This window comes from Morganella sp. TYF_1 (genome assembly GCF_043105645.1).
Lineage (GTDB): Bacteria > Pseudomonadota > Gammaproteobacteria > Enterobacterales > Enterobacteriaceae > Morganella > Morganella morganii_B.
On the sequence record NZ_JBICLU010000004.1, the window covers coordinates 22,677 to 41,118 of the forward strand.

General features: G+C 51.9%; 14 protein-coding genes. 6 read left to right on the forward strand and 8 right to left on the reverse strand.

Translation table 11 applies throughout. The features are described 5' to 3' along the window. Window positions 1–10: 10 nt before the first annotated feature. Window positions 11–2,296, reverse strand: a complete 2,286-nt coding sequence (gene metE / locus ACF8OF_RS01025) for a 5-methyltetrahydropteroyltriglutamate--homocysteine S-methyltransferase (protein ID WP_392495425.1) — start codon at window positions 2,294–2,296, stop codon at window positions 11–13. Window positions 2,297–2,401: 105 nt separating this feature from the next. Here metE and metR point away from each other — a divergent pair, with 105 nt between their 5' ends. Continuing rightward, window positions 2,402–3,364: an HTH-type transcriptional regulator MetR gene (gene metR / locus ACF8OF_RS01030; protein WP_392495426.1), complete on the forward strand. Its 963-nt coding sequence runs from the start codon at window positions 2,402–2,404 to the stop codon at window positions 3,362–3,364. Here metR and ACF8OF_RS01035 read toward each other — a convergent pair. From ACF8OF_RS01035 to ACF8OF_RS01045, 3 genes are all read right to left on the reverse strand, one after another. Continuing rightward, window positions 3,249–4,148 (reverse strand): carboxylate/amino acid/amine transporter, encoded by a 900-nt coding sequence (locus ACF8OF_RS01035; RefSeq protein ID WP_392495427.1) that lies wholly within the window; start codon window positions 4,146–4,148, stop codon window positions 3,249–3,251. The two genes, metR and ACF8OF_RS01035, sit on opposite strands and share 116 nt — an antisense overlap. A gap of 3 nt (window positions 4,149–4,151) precedes the next feature. Further along, window positions 4,152–5,801: a Na+/H+ antiporter gene (locus ACF8OF_RS01040; protein ID WP_025154689.1), complete on the reverse strand. Its 1,650-nt coding sequence runs from the start codon at window positions 5,799–5,801 to the stop codon at window positions 4,152–4,154. 270 nt (window positions 5,802–6,071) lie between these two features. Then, window positions 6,072–7,418, reverse strand: coding sequence for an NCS2 family permease (locus ACF8OF_RS01045; RefSeq protein WP_262860254.1), 1,347 nt, complete (start codon window positions 7,416–7,418; stop codon window positions 6,072–6,074). 260 nt (window positions 7,419–7,678) lie between these two features. Between ACF8OF_RS01045 and ACF8OF_RS01050 the strand changes: the two genes are divergently transcribed. Continuing rightward, window positions 7,679–8,473 (forward strand): M15 family metallopeptidase, encoded by a 795-nt coding sequence (locus tag ACF8OF_RS01050; protein ID WP_392495428.1) that lies wholly within the window; start codon window positions 7,679–7,681, stop codon window positions 8,471–8,473. A 6-nt stretch (window positions 8,474–8,479) separates the two neighbouring features. On the opposite strand, the gene ACF8OF_RS01055 is transcribed toward ACF8OF_RS01050, so the two are convergent. After that, a complete protein-coding gene (locus ACF8OF_RS01055; RefSeq protein ID WP_262860256.1) occupies window positions 8,480–9,229 on the reverse strand; it encodes a sulfite exporter TauE/SafE family protein in 750 nt (249 codons plus the stop codon). Between the two features lie 171 nt (window positions 9,230–9,400). Here ACF8OF_RS01055 and ACF8OF_RS01060 point away from each other — a divergent pair, with 171 nt between their 5' ends. Further along, entirely contained in the window at window positions 9,401–9,958 is a 558-nt protein-coding gene (locus tag ACF8OF_RS01060; protein ID WP_072872452.1) for a helix-turn-helix domain-containing protein, read from the forward strand. A gap of 42 nt (window positions 9,959–10,000) precedes the next feature. Here ACF8OF_RS01060 and ilvN read toward each other — a convergent pair whose 3' ends face one another. Continuing rightward, window positions 10,001–10,285 carry an acetolactate synthase small subunit gene (gene ilvN / locus ACF8OF_RS01065; protein ID WP_004238249.1) on the reverse strand — a complete coding sequence of 95 codons (285 nt, stop codon included), beginning with the start codon at window positions 10,283–10,285 and terminating at the stop codon, window positions 10,001–10,003. Window positions 10,286–10,302: 17 nt separating this feature from the next. Then, on the reverse strand, window positions 10,303–11,994 hold the full coding sequence (gene ilvB, locus ACF8OF_RS01070) for an acetolactate synthase large subunit (RefSeq protein ID WP_392495429.1): 1,692 nt from the start codon (window positions 11,992–11,994) through the stop codon (window positions 10,303–10,305). Between the two features lie 1,332 nt (window positions 11,995–13,326). Between ilvB and ACF8OF_RS01075 the strand changes: the two genes are divergently transcribed. Then, window positions 13,327–13,794, forward strand: a complete 468-nt coding sequence (locus ACF8OF_RS01075) for a hypothetical protein (RefSeq protein WP_025154694.1) — start codon at window positions 13,327–13,329, stop codon at window positions 13,792–13,794. Window positions 13,795–13,919: 125 nt separating this feature from the next. Continuing rightward, a complete protein-coding gene (locus tag ACF8OF_RS01080; RefSeq protein ID WP_392495430.1) occupies window positions 13,920–14,720 on the forward strand; it encodes a hypothetical protein in 801 nt (266 codons plus the stop codon). Window positions 14,721–14,788: 68 nt separating this feature from the next. Here ACF8OF_RS01080 and ACF8OF_RS01085 read toward each other — a convergent pair whose 3' ends face one another. Beyond that, complete coding sequence (locus tag ACF8OF_RS01085; RefSeq protein ID WP_032099136.1) at window positions 14,789–15,310, reverse strand: single-stranded DNA-binding protein; 522 nt, start codon at window positions 15,308–15,310, stop codon at window positions 14,789–14,791. A 278-nt stretch (window positions 15,311–15,588) separates the two neighbouring features. On the opposite strand from ACF8OF_RS01085, the gene uvrA reads away from it, so the two are divergent. Then, on the forward strand, window positions 15,589–18,423 hold the full coding sequence (uvrA, locus tag ACF8OF_RS01090) for an excinuclease ABC subunit UvrA (protein WP_392495432.1): 2,835 nt from the start codon (window positions 15,589–15,591) through the stop codon (window positions 18,421–18,423). Window positions 18,424–18,442 lie beyond the last annotated feature (19 nt).

Sequence of the window (18,442 nt, forward strand, 5' to 3'; positions counted from 1 at the left end):
GCAGATTTCCTCAGCGGGATGTCAGCGGATTCTCCCGCAGACGGCGCGCCGCTTCTACCATGTTCGCCAGAGCTTTGCGGGTTTCATCCCAGCCGCGCGTTTTCAGGCCGCAGTCCGGGTTAACCCACAGACGCTCCACGGCAATCTTATCCGCCGCTTTGCGCAGCAGCGCTTCGATCCACTCCACTTCCGGTACATTCGGCGAGTGAATATCATAAACACCCGGCCCGATTTCATTCGGATAATCGAAATCTTCAAATGCTTCCAGAAGCTCCATATCAGAGCGTGATGTTTCAATGGTGATCACATCCGCATCCAGCGCCGCAATCGAGTCCATGATGTCATTGAATTCGCAGTAACACATATGGGTGTGGATCTGAGTGTCATTCTCCGCGACTGCGGCATTCAGCCGGAAAGCATCCACTGCCCAGGTAAGATACTCCGTCCATTCTGCCCGGCGCAGCGGCAGCCCTTCGCGCAGTGCCGGTTCATCGATCTGGATAATACCAATCCCGGCTTTCTGCAAATCGTCCACTTCATCACGCAGCGCCAGCGCAATCTGTTTGGCAATGGTTTCACGGCTGACATCCTCGCGCGGGAATGACCAGCAGAGAATGGTCACCGGCCCGGTCAGCATGCCTTTCACCGGCTTGCTGGTGAGGGATTGCGCGTACGTTGCCCAGTCAACGGTGATCGGTTCCGGACGGCTGATGTCCCCGATAATCACCGGCGGTTTCACACAGCGGGAACCGTAGCTCTGCACCCAGCCGTTCTGCGTAAAGACATAGCCGTCGAGATGCTCGCCGAAATACTCCACCATGTCATTACGTTCCGCTTCACCGTGAACCAGCACATCCAGTCCGAGCCGTTCCTGCTCATTAATCGCCTGCTTAATATGTTCAGAGATATTAGTACGGTAGAACGCTTTATCGATATTCCCTTTTTTGAAGTTCAGACGCAGCCCGCGGATTTCCGTGGTTTGCGGGAAAGATCCGATTGTGGTGGTCGGCCACAGCGGCAGATTAAAACGGCGACGCTGTTCTTCTGCACGTTCGGCATACGGCGCCGCGCGTTCGCTGTCACGGGCGGTTACCGCCGCCAGCCGGGCAGCCACCGCCGCGTTGTGCACGCGGGAAGAATCACGGCGGCGGGTAATCGGCGCACTGTATTCCGCCAGCGCGGCGATATCATCTGCCGAGCCGCTGTTGACCGCACGGGTCAGCAATGCCAGCTCCTCACATTTCTGCTGTGCGAAAGCAAACCAGCTTTTGACTTCTTCATCCAGTTTGGTTTCATCCCGCAGATCAATCGGGCTGTGCAGCAATGAGCAGGATGTGCCGATCCACAGGTCGCGTTTTCCGGCCAGCGGGGCGATTACATCATACTTTTGCCGCAGATCGGCACGCCAGACATTGCGCCCGTTAATCAGACCGGCAGAGAGCAGCCAGTCCGCCGGTAATGCATCGTGGATAGCCTGAATATCATCACCGCCCGCGACGAAATCGACGTGCAGCCCCTGTACCGGCAACTCACGGATCAGCGGTAAGTGATGACTCACTCCGTCAAAATACGTGGTCAGCAGCAGTTTTGCATGTCCCTGCAAAGCATCATATGCCGTGCGGTAAGCATCCTGCCACTCCGGCGGCAGATCCAGCACCAGCGCCGGTTCATCAATCTGAATCCACTCAATACCGCGCTGCGCCAGCTTTTCCAGTACGATTTTATAGGCTTCTAACAGTGACGGCAGTAATGATAAGCGGTCAAACTGAGCCCCTTTCACTTTACCGAGCCACAGATAGGTCACCGGGCCGAGCAGCACCGGCTTAACCGCAAAGCCTTGTTCCAGTGCCTCATCCACCTCGTCAAACAGCTGCGGCCAGCTCACGGTGAAGGTTTGACCGCGCTGAAACTCCGGCACAATGTAGTGATAGTTGGTGTTAAACCATTTGGTCATTTCCGCTGCTGCGGCCGGTTCACCGGAAGGCGCACGTCCACGGGCGATACGGAACAGCGTATCGAGGTCAATTTTCCCGTCTGCACCGGCATGACGCGGCGGCACATTGCCGAACAGCAGGCTGGTGCCGAGAACATGATCGTACCAGGCGAAATCCCCGACCGGTAATAATTCAACCCCGGCCTCTTTTTGCAGCTGCCAGTGACGGCGGCGTAATTCACGACCGGTATCGCGCAGCTCATCCTGCGAAATCTGCCCTGCCCAATAACCTTCAAGCGCTTTTTTCAGTTCCCGTTTCAGGCCGATGCGCGGAAAACCCAGAGTGTGATTATGTGTCGTCATAAAAAATCCTATCATTTAGCCATCCAGATGTTTACACATCCATAATCAACGGGTACTGTATAAGAAACAAGCGCAAATTCTTCATCGCTAACCTGAAGGTTCCTCATGATAGAAATAAAACATTTAAAAACGATTCAGGCACTGAATCAGTCAGGGTCACTCGCGGGAGCCGCAGGTGCGTTGCATCAGACACAATCCGCCCTTTCCCATCAGTTCAGTGAACTGGAGCACCGGCTCGGCTACCGGATTTTTATCCGCAAAACCCAGCCGCTGCAATTTACCCCGCAGGGACAGGTACTGTTACAGCTGGCGGAGCAGGTACTGCCGCTGGTAAAAGATGCTATCCGTGAATGTAATGAGCCGGGACTGACCGCACTGCGCGTGGCGATTGAGTGCCACAGCTGCATTCAGTGGCTGACCCCTGCTCTGGCGCATTTCCGCGAGAGCTGGCCGCAGATTAATGTCGATTTCACTTCCGGGGTCAGTTTTGATCCGCAGCCGGAACTGCTGAAACGCGAACTCGATGTGGTGCTGACATCCGATATTGATGAGCAGCACAACGGGAAGCTGACGTATACGCCGCTGTTTGATTATGAGGTGAAACTGGTGGTGGCACCGGAGCATCCGCTGGCCCGCCGTCTGCATATCCAGCCGCAGGATCTGACCGCAGAAACCCTGCTGATTTATCCGGTACAGCGCCAGCGCTTTGATATCTGGCGGCGTTTCCTGCAACCGGCCGGTGTTTCCCCGCAGATAAAAACCGTGGATAACACCCTGCTGATGATCCAGATGGTCGCCGCCCGTATGGGGATCGCCGCACTGCCACACTGGGCGGTGGAGAATTTTGAAAGACAGGGGATGGTGGTGACCAAAACCTTAGGGGAAGGATTGTGGAGCCGGCTGTATGCCGCAAACCGCAGCAGGGAACAGCGCCAGCCGGCTGTTGAGTCGTTTATTCGCGCGACGCGTCAGCACGCGGTGGACAATCTGCCTTTTGTAAAGACGGCTTCAGTATCCATACCCGGTGTACCCACAGAGATGCCACAATCAGGGTTGCGCCAATGCTGAACGTGAGCCAGTTCGGATGTTGCTGCCAGATGGCAAAGTTCACCAGTAACCCCGCCGGAACCATCATGTTGTTCATGATCGCGAGTGTTCCGGCGTCCACCTGCGTGGCGCCGTAGTTCCACATAAAGTAGCCGATCCCGGATGCCCCGATCCCCAGCCACAGCAGGACACCCCACTGTAACTGCGTGGACGGCATTTTGGCGAAATTACCGAACAGCAGCCAGCCCGCCAGCGCCACCACACAGGCACCGAGGTAGAACCAGGAAAACGCCGTGCGCTGCACCAGCGGATACACTTCCATCAACCGCTTGTAACCGACCTGACCGATAGCAAAGAAGATATTCGCCAGCTGCACCAGAATCAACCCCGTCCAGAAAGAATCACTGAGATGGTCATAGCGGATCACCGCCGCACCAATCACCGCCAGCAGCGAACTGAATACATAACCCCAGCGCAACCCGCGCCGCTCCAGCAGATCATAAATCAGCGTCACATACAGGGGGGTCAGCACGGTAAACAGCAGGAATTCCGCGACAGTCAGGTAGTTGTAGGCATGGAAAACAAAGAGATACATAATACCGAGCTGACAGGCACCCACCACCATATACATCAGAATGACTTTCGGAGCGATCCCGCGCCAGCGCAGAAACGGCAGAAAAACCAGTGCCGCCAGCGACACACGGACTAATACAGAGAACCAGCTGTCCACCTGACCGGCGAGATACTCGCCAATCAGGCTGAACGATGCGGCCCACAGGATCGTGGTAATTATCAGTAACGGCATCGGTTATGTTTCTTTCTCAACCAGCAGGGCTTCCAGCAGATCCAGATCATGCAGCAGCAGTTGCAGGGTTTCATTGCTGATATTACGGGTCGCACGCTGGTGATACAGCTCGCCGCGCTCGGCACGCAGTGCGGTCAGACGGAAACGGCGCTCCAGATCTTCCACCTGGAGGTTATATTCCATCTCATCCCCCCCGGCGGTACGCCGCCTGAGGTGTCCGGCCACCCGCGAGGCCACCTCACTGATCGCTTCCGCATCCAGCGCTTCATCCGAACTGGCGGACAAACGCTCTTCCATCTTGCCGATACTGACAATGGCCACTTCCGCCATCGCCGCTTTCGCCGCGCGGATTTCATTGGCATCCGCCTGTTTATCCCCGACATTCATCCCTTTGAGCAGGAACGGCAGCGATACCACCCCCATAAAGAGTGAGAAGATAATCACCCCGGCGGCGATAAACACCATCTGATAACGGGCCGGGAACGGCGTGCCGTCCGGCAGAAACAACGGGATGGACAGCACACCCGCCAGTGTTATCGCCCCGCGTACCCCAGCAAATGATGCCAGCCACAGATCACGGGTGGAGTAAAACGTAAAATCCAGCGGCTTGCGTTTTAAGGTCAGGCGGCTGACGGTTTTCATCATCCACAACCAGCAGAAACGCAGCACCAGCAGGGCAAAGTAGATCACGATAACCGCGGTAAACAGCATCCAGGTTTCTACTGTCGGGTCAAGTTCCGCCTCAATAACGGACACCTGCCAGATCCCCGGCAGTTGCAGACCGAGCATAATAAAGACCAGGCCGTTAAAGACAAATTCCAGCATCCCCCAGACATTATCCGCCCGCAGACGCATTGCCAGCGGTGCATTACGGATAACCCCGGATTTACTGATAGTCATCCCCGCCGCCACAGCGGCCAGGATACCGGACACACCGATGTGTTCCGCGATCAGATAAGAGGCAAACGGCAGCAGTAACATAAAGACGATTTGCGTGGCCGGGTCATCCCCGCTCCAGCGGCTCATCAGACGCAGTGATTTACTGTACAGCCAGGTGACCGCCACCCCGGCCAGCAGGCCGCCGATAGCGACTTTGAAGAATTCCAGGGTGACACCGGTGACGGAGAAAATCATCGTGCCCATGACAATTGCCACGGCAAATTTCAGCGCGACCAGACCGGAGGCGTCATTCATCAGCGCCTCCCCTTCCAGAATGCCCATCATCTGTTTCGGAATGCGCCCTTTGCCGACAATCGACGACAGCGCCACGGCATCTGTCGGAGACAGCACCGCCGCAAGGGCAAAGGCCGGAATCAGCTCAATCCCCGGCATCAGCCAGTAGATCAGATACCCGATGCCGATAACCGTCACCAGCACCAGGAACAGCACCAGGATGAAGATTTCCCGCCCTTTCTGCATAAACTCCCGGGTCGGGGTCTTCCAGCCGTCAACAAACAGCAACGGCGGTATCAGCAGGACGAGAAACAGTTCAGGATCGAACGTGACATGCAGACCAAACTGCGGGAAGGCAAGCAGGGCCCCCATTGCGATCTGAATGATGGGTAACGGAATACGATACGGGATCATTTTGGTGAGAACACCGGACACCGACACGACCAGAATCAAAATAAGAATCGTAAAGAATATTTCCATATTACCCTTACTGAACTTAGGGCCTAATCAGCCCGCTGACAAAAAGATACTGTTAATAACGGCAAAAAAACCGCAATAAGAGCCCGGAGGAGAAAAAATTACCGCCGGTTGCCACTATCATACAAAAAAAGCAGCGGCGGATGCGTTATTCGCCACTGCTATTTTATCTTCTCAGGCCATTAAATCGGGCAATTAATTAGTGTTTTAAGATAAATCGTATAAATAAAGCGTATCCTCACCAACAGCTTCCGTGAAATGGTGATTTATGACTTAAATCGCCCAGCCACCAGCATAAAATGCCACCAGTGCCGCTGCGATAAGCACTGTACCGATATTCAGCTTACGCCATTCCCCTCCGGCGATACGACCGATAACCAGTGAAGCAAAGCCCAGCATAATCCCGGTCACAATATTACCGGTCAGTACAATGAAGACCGCACACAATAAACCTGACATAGAACCAACAAAGTCACTGAAATCCAGTTTACTGACATTACTCAGCATCAGCAGACCGACATACATCAGCGCCGGTGCTGTGGCATAGGCCGGTACCAGGTAAGAGAGCGGAGAGAGGAACAGGATCAGCAGGAACAGTACCCCGACCACGGTTGCGGTCAGACCGGTACGACCACCCGCAGCGGCACCGGCCGCAGATTCGATATACACCGCAGCAGGCGCCGCGCCGACAACACCGGCTACAATGCTGCTGACGGAGTCTGTCGTCAGGGCTTTGCCGCCGTTAATGATCTGATTATCTTTATCCAGCAGATTCGCCTGACCGGCTACCGCGCGGATCGTGCCTGTCGCATCAAACACCGCCGTCATCACCAGCGCCAGAACTGTTGGCAACACCAGTGGTTGCAGTGCGCCCATGATATCCATGCTGAAAAAGAGTGACAGCCCGTCATCACCAAGGGACGGTAATTTGAAAAAGCCCTGATATTTCACATTCGGGTCAAAAATCAGCCCGATAACGGAAATCGCAATAATCACCAGCAGTACTGCCCCCGGGACTTTCAGGCGCTCCAGACCGAAAATCACCGCCAGACCCGCCAGCGCCATTATCACAGGGAAAGAGGTGAAATCCCCCAGTACCACCGGCATGCCTGCCTGCGGGTTTTTGATCACAAGGTCAATATTAGTGGCGGCAATCAGCAGCAGGAACAGACCGATACCGATCCCCGTGCCGTGGGCAATCCCCAGCGGGATATTACGCAGGATCCATGTCCGGATACCGGTTACGGAGATCAGGGTAAACAGCACTCCCATCAGGAACACCGCGCCCAGTACGACCGGGATCGGGATATTCTGACCAATCACCATACTGAATGCGGTAAAGGCGGTCAGGGAAATCGCACAGCCGATCGCCATCGGCAGGTTTGCCCATAACCCCATCAGCAGAGAACCGAGCCCCGCCACCAGACAGGTGGCGATAAAGACCGCCGTATGCGGGAAACCCGCCTGGCCGAGCATACCCGGCACAACAATCACCGAGTACACCATCGCCAGGAATGTGGTCAGTCCGGCGAGAACTTCACGGCGGACAGTGGTGCCGCGCTCAGTCAGTTTAAAAAATTGGTCTAATTTGCACCCGCTTTGCGGCTGTGTCGCAGACATGTCATCACCTGTGTTAATGAATTTTGTGTCACATCACGTAAACGATTGCGTTTTCAGAAAAAATCCGCTGGTTCCGGATAAAAAAACCGGACACCCACGACGCAAACGTTTGGCTTTTTACAGAGAAAAGATGTGATTTTTTGAGGCAAACGATTATCTTAGGAAAAATCCTGATAATCAAGGCCAAATCCGGGAATTTTTTCACCTCTGTGCCATTGACGGGTTATCATCATCGGTCCCGGTGCCTGATGACGGAATCTATGATGAAACTGACTACTTTTCTCCTCCCTGTGAGCCTGCTCTGTTCTGCATTACCGGCAGCTCAGGCGGCAATTACCCCGCTCAGCCCGGACACCTGCCGTGCCATGACCGCACTCGGTATTATCACAGCAGAAAACCCGGTGCCCTGCGAACGGCTGGTCAATGTGGATGTCCGGTTTATCTCCTTTGAGGGCGAAACCCGCACCGGCACCATTACTGTCGCCGATATTATTGCCCCTGAAACGGAAGCGCTGTTCGATGAGTTGTACCGGCAAAAATTCCCGCTGCACAGCGTGCTGCCGATAGAAGCCTTCGGCGGGGATGATGAGGCATCCATGGCGGCTAATAATACTTCAGCATTTAACGGCCGTCGTCAGGCCAGTCAGAAAGCCTGGTCAAAACACGCTTACGGCATGGCGATCGACATTAATCCGCAGCAAAACCCTTACCGCTTCCGCGATAAAAATAGCCGTGTGACTATCAGCCCGCCGCAATCCGCCGCCGCGCTGACCAACAGAGAAAATATTCGTAACGGAAAAATGGAAACGGTGCTGCCGCTGGTTTTCAGCCATGGTTTTCTCCGCTGGGGCGGGGAATGGAAAAATCCGGTGGATTATCAGCATGCGGAGATCGGCAGTTTTACCTTTATCAATCATCTGCTGTCCCTGCCGCTGCCGGAAGCACAGGCACAATACAGCGCCTATGCCGCCCGTTACCGTGACTGTTTCAGCAAAAGCAAAACCACAGATGAGCTGCTGCGCGCCCGGCAATGTGCCAAAAACGTATTGCGCTGACAGCCGTCAGCGTAACAGATTGCTGATAAGCAACGTCAGACCGGCCAGCAGGATCACCATATTCAGGAAACGGAAAAATGCCTCTTTCGGGATACGCATGGTGATATGCCGCCCGAGGACAATTCCTGCCACCATCGCAGGCAGGAACAGCAGCGCGGTAATGGCGATGTCACTGTTCCAATAGATCCCCATAATCAGAAAAATTATTACGCGGGTTAATGTACTGAAGCCGATCAGGGTGGTCTGCGTAATGCGAAAGCGGTTTTTATCCTCAATCCGCCCGGCAAAATAGATGGCGTAAACAAACCCGCCCGCCCCGAACAGCGCACTCAGAATGCCGCCGCCAATCCCGAAGGGAATGATGTATTTCTGCGGATAATGCCGTGCCGTCTTCTTAATAAAGAGGGAATAAAGCGCATAGAGAACAATAAAGGCCCCGAGGAACACCGCCAGCAAATCAGGATGTGTTTTCAGCAGGATCGCCGCGCCAATCAGACTGCCGCCGATCATCAGCGGCACCATCCATTTCAGCTCGGCAAAATCGGCTTTGCGTCCGTCGCGGGTGACGTTAATCACCGCCGCACCCAGATCCATCAGCGCCAGCATCGGCACAATGTGTGAGACAGGAATAAAGAAAGCCAGCACCGGACTTGCGATCAGTGCGGAGCCAAAACCGACCATGCCGAAAACCAGATAACCGGCGAAGAGAACCGTAAAACAGATAAAAAAATCTGCCCATGGCAGGGTATAGATCATGGTGAGCACCCGTTTAATGACTTATGTTAATTATCACCATGCCGGATCCTTTCATCTGATAGTATTACCTGTCAGTGCTGTTTTTTCCGGAAAATCACGGCTTACCGTTGTACAACACGTGTGCAATACTAACAGGGTTTCCCTGCAAATTTCATTGGTATCGATTACATTATGCTAAAAACCAGTGCCCACATCGGCCAGAAGGTCAAACTGCTGCGTCAGGCGCGTAACCTGTCGCTCAATGATCTTTCAAAACTCTCCGGCATCTCGAAAGCCGCGCTCTCCAAACTGGAATCCGGTGATTCCAATCCGCGTATCGATACACTGGAGGCCATTGCCGTTGCACTGCGTTTTCCGCTGGGGGATCTGTTTACCGCCAGTAATGAAGGTTATCCCCGTTACGAAAAAAATAAAGTCTTTAAAGGGGAATATGCGGAAGATTTTAAATTCCGTGTCGGCATGGGAAATATTTCGGAGATCTGGCACCTGAAGATGATCCGCGGCGCGATTATTAACAGCCCCGCGCACAGCACCGGCACCCATGAGCATATTCTTATCCATCAGGGTACGCTGATGATGCGCTTTAATGACGATCAGACTGTGCTGCTGGAACCGGGGGATTTCTATGCGTTCTCCTGTGATATTCCCCATTCTTATATCTGTATGGAAGGCGAGCTGAGCGGTACGCTGATTATGTCCTATTCCCATATCGGCCAGACATCCCCGTAACCGCAGACAAAAAACCGGGCTTATCTGCCCGGTTTCATCATTCTACTGAATGTATTTATTCAGTTGCTCAAAGATACTGATATCTTCGTTGTATTTCACGTCCTGCACGTCTTCCAGTTTCTCCACCTGACTGACCATCTGGCTTAGTCGATCATCCGATTTCACCAGCAGCCAGATATGGCTGTGATCCTGTCCCGGCAGCGGCAGACACAGAATACCGTCCACGTTAAACGCCCGGCGGGCAAACAGACCGCAAATGTGTGTCATCACGCCGGGGTGGTTGCGGACCACCAGTTCCAGAGCGATAGGCTGATTATTTTTTTCCATGATTCTGTTCTCCGTCATCACGCTGTGACCATATCGATATTGGCATCACCCGGCAATACCATCGGCCACACTTTTTCACTGACATCGATTAATGCGTGGATCAGGCACGGCCCGGGGCGATCAATCGCCGCCTGCAATGCAGCATGCGGATCACTCTCTTTATTCAGATCACAGGTGTGTAATCCGAAGCCTTTGGCAATTGTCACAAAATCAGTCTGATACGGATAGGCAGATGCCACAATGTGCTCGTTGAACATCAGTGTCTGCTGCTGGTGAACCATCCCCAGTGCCTGGTTGTTCATGAGAATAATTTTGATATCCAGGTTATGCTCAGCGGCGGTCGCCATCTCCTGAATATTCATCATAATACTGCCGTCCCCGGTGAAGCAGACGATCTTGCGTGACGGCTCTGCCAGTGCGGCACCAATCGCTGCCGGTAACCCGAAGCCCATCGTTCCGAGTCCGCCGGAGGTCAGCCACTGACGCGGGCGGCATAACGGATACGCCTGCGCCACCCACATCTGGTGCTGGCCGACATCCGTGGTGATGATGGCATCATTATCCACCGCATCCGCCACGGCAGCGATCAATCCGAAATGACTTAACGGATCGGATTTATTCATCTGCTCCAGCGGAAATTCCTGTTTGATCTGCGTGATATGATCATTCCACGCCTGACGGGTATTTACCTCAATCTGCGGCAGCAACATAGTGAGAACCTGTCCGGCATCCGCGTTGATCGCAATATCCGGTTGTTTGATCTTGCTGATCTCCGCGCGGTCGATATCCACATGGATAATTTTGGCATCCGGGCAGAACTGCTCCGCCTTGCCGATCGCACGGTCATCAAAGCGCGCCCCGACCACAATCAGCAAATCCGATTCCTGCAAAATCATATTGGTATAACGCGCGCCGTGCATCCCTAACATTCCCAGATAGAGCGGATGCTGCTGCGGGATGGTGCCCAACCCCATCAGTGTCATGGTGGTCGGCAACCCGGCTCGTTCGGCAAAACTCTGCACCAGCTGCTGGGACTGCGACGCGACAATACCGCCGCCGATATACAGGATCGGGCGCTTCGCCTGATTAATCATGGCGGCCGCTTCACTGACTTTTTCGGCATCAAACAGCGGTAACGAATCTTTTGGCATGATTGGCGGCAATTCGTCAATCTCAATGATGGCGGCCTGAACATCTTTCGGCACATCCACCCAGACCGGGCCCGGACGGCCGGATTCCGCAATACGGAATGCATCGGCGATAATGCCCGGCAGATCCTGAACATTGCGCACCAGGTAGTTGTGTTTGGTAATAGGGATAGACATGCCGTAAGTGTCCACTTCCTGGAAGGCATCGGTACCGATCATCGGCGAAGAGACCTGGGCGGTGATACAGACCAGCGGAACCGAATCCAGTTTGGCATCGGCAATCGCAGTCATCAGGTTGGTCGCACCCGGCCCGCTGGAGGAGATACATACCGCCGCTTTACCGGTTGTACGGGCAATCCCCTGCGCGATAAACCCGGCACCCTGCTCATGGCGGGCGAGGATATGCCGGATACGGCTGTTGCCCAGTGCATCATACAGCGGCAGCGCCGCACCACCCGGAATACCGGATACAGAGGTGATCCCGTGCTGTTCTAACATGCGGATAATTAATTCCGCCCCCGTCATCCGGGTTTTTGCCTGAGTCTGCTGTGAAGCTCCCATAACATCATCCTTTTTTTAACAACCGGTTCAGTTTCGCGGAGCCTGACATAAAAAAACCCCGCTCGGTTTACGCCGGCGGGGTTAGTGATCCTGTTGCTGATCCCAGCCCGTTACGGCGCGCTGCCGACGACCACCACCACTACCACACGCACGACGACAACCGCGTCTGATAGCGCGGTTGTTAGTAGTACGTTTTGCGGACGGGTGAATGGTTTCACGGGATATCTCTCAACAGTAAATTGTGTGTGAATAAATTCGGTTCGTACTTTAAAAAAACATAAGAATGAAATCTGTACAAGCCTTTTTTCATTTATTTTTTATTTAGCCGCTGATTTGTGATCACCATCACTGATAAATCACTGACACAAAAAGAAAAATCACATAATCATTTGATTTATAATAACAAATTAAAATACTCTGTTAATAGCTTCAGCGGGAAATAGCATTATTACACCGAAAAAATAGCGATAAAAAAGGTTACAGGAACGATTATCCGGAGCTATACAAACCAATATCAGGAAACAGCAGAGGAATATATTGCAGCAAAATAACTTGTCAGCATCTGTTTACATTATCGCTGTCAGTCACTAAAAACAGCTTCTTTATCAGTTTTATTGTTCAGCATGATAAAAAACAGCTCTTACTCATCCGGTAACATTCGTGACAGAATACATTTAATGTGATTTTTTTGTTGCAAAAACGCAGGTGAAATTACATTAAAATTACAACTACAGCTGAAATGGGTACATTTATGTGATATTAATCACATATAATGACTATTCTGATTGTCACGTTTCAGGTTTACCGATAAAACGTAATCCGACACATGCTCTTTAAGCCTCTTATCGCATTTTAATAAAAAATTGAGTATATCGTTTATTGATACCCAATGATTTTATTGGATTTTTTCTTTTAAAAAGATAAACACACATCCGATTACGACAGCTATTTATACTAAAAATATCCGTTATGATGAAAAATCAGACGAACAGGATAAAAACAGGACTTATAACAACATAAGCTTCACTGCCTGTTAACCCCGGGCAATCTCATGTGTTCATCCAACGGCATGAGACATCACCCCTTACTGTCATCAGACGTAAGGGGTATTTTTTTGCCACTGACTATGCAGAATTACGCAGAAAAATAATTTTTTTCTTATTTATTCTGAGCTGATGACCCCTTATTTTCATCTGTGATATTTCAGCGAAGTACATTTCATGTTTCATATGCAGACGATATACATGAAAAAATAAGATTAAGATTAATCATTATTTCGCTTTACGGATAAAAAAATACATTTAGCACTCAGTTAAAAACAAGGAGTGTTACATGTTAAAAGTTTATATCTGGCTACCGGAAGGAAAATATATCGGACATGCATCTCTTTCATTTCAGGGAAACTACGTCAGTTTCTGGCCAAAAGACAGTGCAGGAAAAAAAGATCTGAAAATTAAATCTAATAGTCACCCCGGTGCTTTTATGGGCGCGTTAAAGGAAGACATTGAAAATGAAGGCAACAGACAACCCCTGGTTGTCACTATTAATGAAATCAATGAAGAAAAACTTGCATTTCATATCGCAGAACTAATGAGTAACACACCGAGATATCAGCTGGCCCGCAATAACTGCTCTCATATTGTTGCTGAATGCCTGGCTGTTGCCTGTGATAAAAAACCCGGCTTTACACCATCAGCCAGTAATTATTCCAAATATTTAGGTTCAACTCTGGGTAGAGGGATCTGGACACCTCATGATATCTTACGGTATGCACAGGAACTCTCGGTAAATATAGTATGAATGTAATCTATAGTGAGAATTATAATTTTGACATCGGACTGTTGAGTTACTTTCATCCGTTTTACGGAATGAAATTCAAATCTATTTTTAATGATTTGAAAAATAACAGTAAAATCCGGTTTCACATGCCTGATTCCGCTATAGATGAGCAGATCATAGACGATTATCTTTCCGGGATAATGAAATACAGAGTCAAAAATAAGAAGGGCATCCTGAGAGCACTTGAGTTTCCCCGGCTCCCCTTCCTCAGCTATGCATATCTGGATAAGCATGTATTAACCCCTATGCGTTTTGGTATCGCCGGCACACTGTTGGGAGCACAAAAAGCCATACAGGAAAATACTATTTTCTGGAATCTTGCCGGTGGCTATCATCACGCATCTCACCAGAATATGGAGGGATTCTGTATCTATAATGACATCACGATTTGCTATCAGGAATTACGCCGGAGAAATATCCTGTCCGCAGATGACAGAATATTAATTATTGATACCGATGCACATCACGGCAATGGTAATGCTGTCGATTTTATGGATAACCGCCAGGTAACGATCCTTGATATTTATAATCAGGATATTTATCCGCAATCACAATATACCCGCGAACGTGTTGATATCCCTGTTCCGCTTCCGGAGAAAACCACCGGAATTCATTACCTGAACCAATACCGTGATGCCTTAAATAAGATAAACGGTAGCTATAAAATAGCATTTGTCATTACCGGCACAGATCCGCTTGAAGCAGATAAACTCGGCGGCCTTTCACTGACAATCAGTGATATTGCACAAAGAGATAAAACAACCTGGCAGTTCCTGTCAGAGAAACAAATCCCCGCTGTTTTTCTTGGCGGAGGTGGTTACTCAAAACTCAGCGCAACCTGTGTCACCCGCGCCATTAACGGTATTATCACCGACGCCGCGGACTGATTTCAGATCGCACATATAAAAAATCCCGCCAACGCGGGATTTTTTATATGAAATAACAGATATTCAGATCAGAACGGAATATCGTCATCAAAATCCATTGGCGGTTCATTGCTTTGCGGCGCTGCTGCTGCCGGTTGTTGTGCCGGACGCGGGTTGCCGCCGCCGCTGAACTGCTGGCCTTGTTGTGGCTGCTGTGGCTGACCCCAGCCGCCACCCTGAGACATATTGTCGCCACCGCCGCTGCGGCCGCCCAGCATCTGCATGCTGCCGCCGATATTCACCACGACTTCTGTGGTGTAACGCTCCTGGCCACTCTGATCCTGCCATTTACGGGTCTGGAGTGAGCCTTCGATATAAACCTGTGAGCCTTTTTTCAGATATTCACCGGCAATTTCTGCCAGTTTGCCGAAGATCACCACACGGTGCCATTCGGTCTTCTCTTTCATTTCGCCGGTTTGTTTATCACGCCATGATTCTGATGTCGCCAGTGTGATGTTGGTAACCGCACCGCCGTTAGGCATGTAACGCACTTCCGGATCCTGACCCAGGTTCCCGATAAGAATGACTTTGTTGACGCCTCTGCTGGCCATGAAATGCTCCCGATGAAATTTGTCTGTAACAATATAAGGATCTAGTCTAACACGTCCGGATAATTTTTATGAAGTCGATCTGTCCGCAACATATTTCCTTTTCAGATTTGCGTGTCTTCTCTAAAATCTGCTGCGCAAAATGCAATCAGCTGTCAGGCAAATGCTGCTGAGATTATACACAGATTTCTTCTGATACTGGATATCCATTCAGTAAGTTATGTGCAATAATATCAGGCTGAATAAATTGTTCGCTATCTGAAACTCCCGGGAAGTGGTACATGGATAATATCGATATACGGGGCGCCCGCACCCACAATCTGAAGAATATCAACCTCATTATTCCGCGTGATAAACTGATTGTTATCACGGGGTTATCCGGCTCCGGGAAGTCGTCCCTTGCCTTTGATACCTTGTATGCCGAGGGGCAGCGCCGCTATGTGGAATCCCTGTCCGCGTATGCGCGTCAGTTCCTGTCGCTGATGGAAAAACCGGATGTGGATCATATTGAAGGGCTTTCCCCGGCGATTTCCATCGAGCAGAAATCCACTTCCCATAACCCGCGTTCCACCGTGGGGACCATCACTGAAATTCATGACTATCTGCGCCTGCTGTTTGCCCGCGTGGGTGAGCCGCGCTGTCCGGATCACGATATTCCGCTGGCAGCACAGACGGTGAGTCAGATGGTGGACAATGTGCTGACCCTGCCGGAAGGCAAACGCCTGATGCTGCTGGCACCGGTGGTTAAAGAACGCAAAGGCGAACACACCAAACTGCTCGATAGCCTGGCGGCGCAGGGCTATATCCGTGCGCGGATCGACGGGGAAATCTGTGATCTCTCTGATCCGCCGAAACTGGAACTGCAGATCAAACACACCATCGAAGTGGTGGTTGACCGTTTCAAAGTCCGGGATGATCTGGCACAGCGCCTGGCGGAATCCTTCGAAACCGCGCTGGTACTGTCCGGCGGTACAGCTATTATCGCCGATATGGAAGATAACAGCGCCGAAGAGCTGGTATTTTCGGCAAACTTTGCCTGTCCGGTCTGCGGATACAGCATGAGTGAGCTGGAGCCGCGCCTGTTCTCCTTCAACAACCCGGCGGGTGCCTGCCCGACCTGTGACGGCCTGGGCGTTCAGCAGTTTTTCGATCCGGATCGCGTGGTGCAGAACCCGAATCTGTCACTCGGCGGCGGGGCTATCCGCGGCTGGGATCGCCGTAATTTCTATTATTATCAGATGCTGATGTCTCTGGCGGATCATTATAAGTTTGATATTGAATCCCCGTATTCCGAATTACCGGCCAAAATTCAGAAAGTGATCCTCAATGGTTCAGGCCGTGAATCCATTGAGTTTAAATATTCCAATGACCGGGGTGATGTGACTGTCCGCCATCATCCGTTCGAAGGTGTGCTGCACAATATGGAACGCCGTTATAAAGAAACGGAATCCATGGCGGTGCGCGAAGAACTGGCCAAATATATCAGTAACCGTCCGTGTATTTCCTGCGGCGGCACCCGTCTGAAAAAAGAAGCCCGCTTTGTGTTTGTCGATGACACCACACTGCCGCAGATTTCTGATTTCAGCATCGGGCATGCGATGGACTTCTTTAATAACCTGAAATTCAGCGGACAGCGCGCGAAAATAGCCGAAAAAGTGCTGAAAGAGATTCAGGATCGCCTGAAATTCCTGGTTAACGTCGGCCTGAATTATCTGACACTCTCCCGCTCCGCAGAAACGCTGTCCGGCGGTGAGGCACAGCGTATCCGCCTTGCCAGTCAGATCGGTGCCGGTCTGGTCGGCGTGATGTATGTGCTGGATGAGCCGTCAATCGGTCTGCATCAGCGCGATAATGACCGCCTGCTGGAAACCCTGATTCATCTGCGCAATCTCGGCAATACCGTGATTGTGGTGGAGCATGATGAGGATGCTATCCGTGCCGCCGATCATATTATCGATATCGGCCCGGGCGCGGGTGTTCACGGCGGGGAGATTGTTGCCCAGGGGGCGCTGGAGGATATTATCGGCACGCCGGATTCCCTGACCGGGAAGTTCCTCAGCGGCGAACGGCGGATCACCATCCCGGAAAAACGCAATGCGGCGGATCCGGCCAAAATGCTGACCATCACCGGTGCCAGCGGTAACAACCTGAAGAATGTGACACTGAATCTGCCGGTCGGGCTGTTTACCTGCATCACCGGGGTGTCCGGTTCAGGGAAATCCACCCTGATCAACGATACCCTGTTCCCGATTGCCCAGACACAGCTCAATGGTGCGACCACCAATACCCCCGCGCCGTATAAGTCTGTCGACGGTCTGGAGCATTTCGACAAAGTGATCGATATCGACCAGAGCCCTATCGGCCGGACTCCGCGTTCAAACCCGGCGACCTATACCGGTGTGTTTACGCCTGTCCGCGAACTGTTCGCCGGGGTACCGGAATCCCGCTCACGCGGCTACACGCCGGGCCGGTTCAGCTTTAACGTCAAGGGCGGCCGCTGCGAAGCCTGTCAGGGGGACGGCGTGCTGAAAGTAGAAATGCACTTCCTGCCGGATGTGTATGTGCCGTGCGACCAGTGCAAAGGCAAACGCTATAACCGCGAAACCCTGGAAGTGAAATACAAAGGGAAAAACATCCACGAAGTGCTGGATATGACTATCGAGGAAGCCCGTGAATTCTTCGATGCCGTCCCGGCGCTGGCGCGTAAATTACAGACCCTGATGGATGTCGGCCTCTCTTATATCCGTCTCGGGCAGTCGGCAACCACCCTCTCCGGCGGTGAAGCGCAGCGGGTGAAACTGGCGAAGGAACTCTCCAAACGCGGCACCGGGCAGACACTCTATATCCTTGATGAGCCGACCACCGGTCTGCATTTTGCAGATATCGAACAACTGCTGGCGGTACTGCATCAGCTGCGCGATCAGGGCAACAGTATTGTGGTTATCGAACACAACCTCGATGTGATTAAAACCGCAGACTGGATTGTGGATTTAGGCCCGGAAGGCGGCAGCGGCGGCGGTGAAATCCTGATCGCCGGTACCCCGGAAGAGGTGGCAGCATGTGAGCGCTCACACACCGCCCGCTTCCTGAAGCCGATCCTGAAAAGAAGCTATTAATCATCTCCCGCCCCTGAAA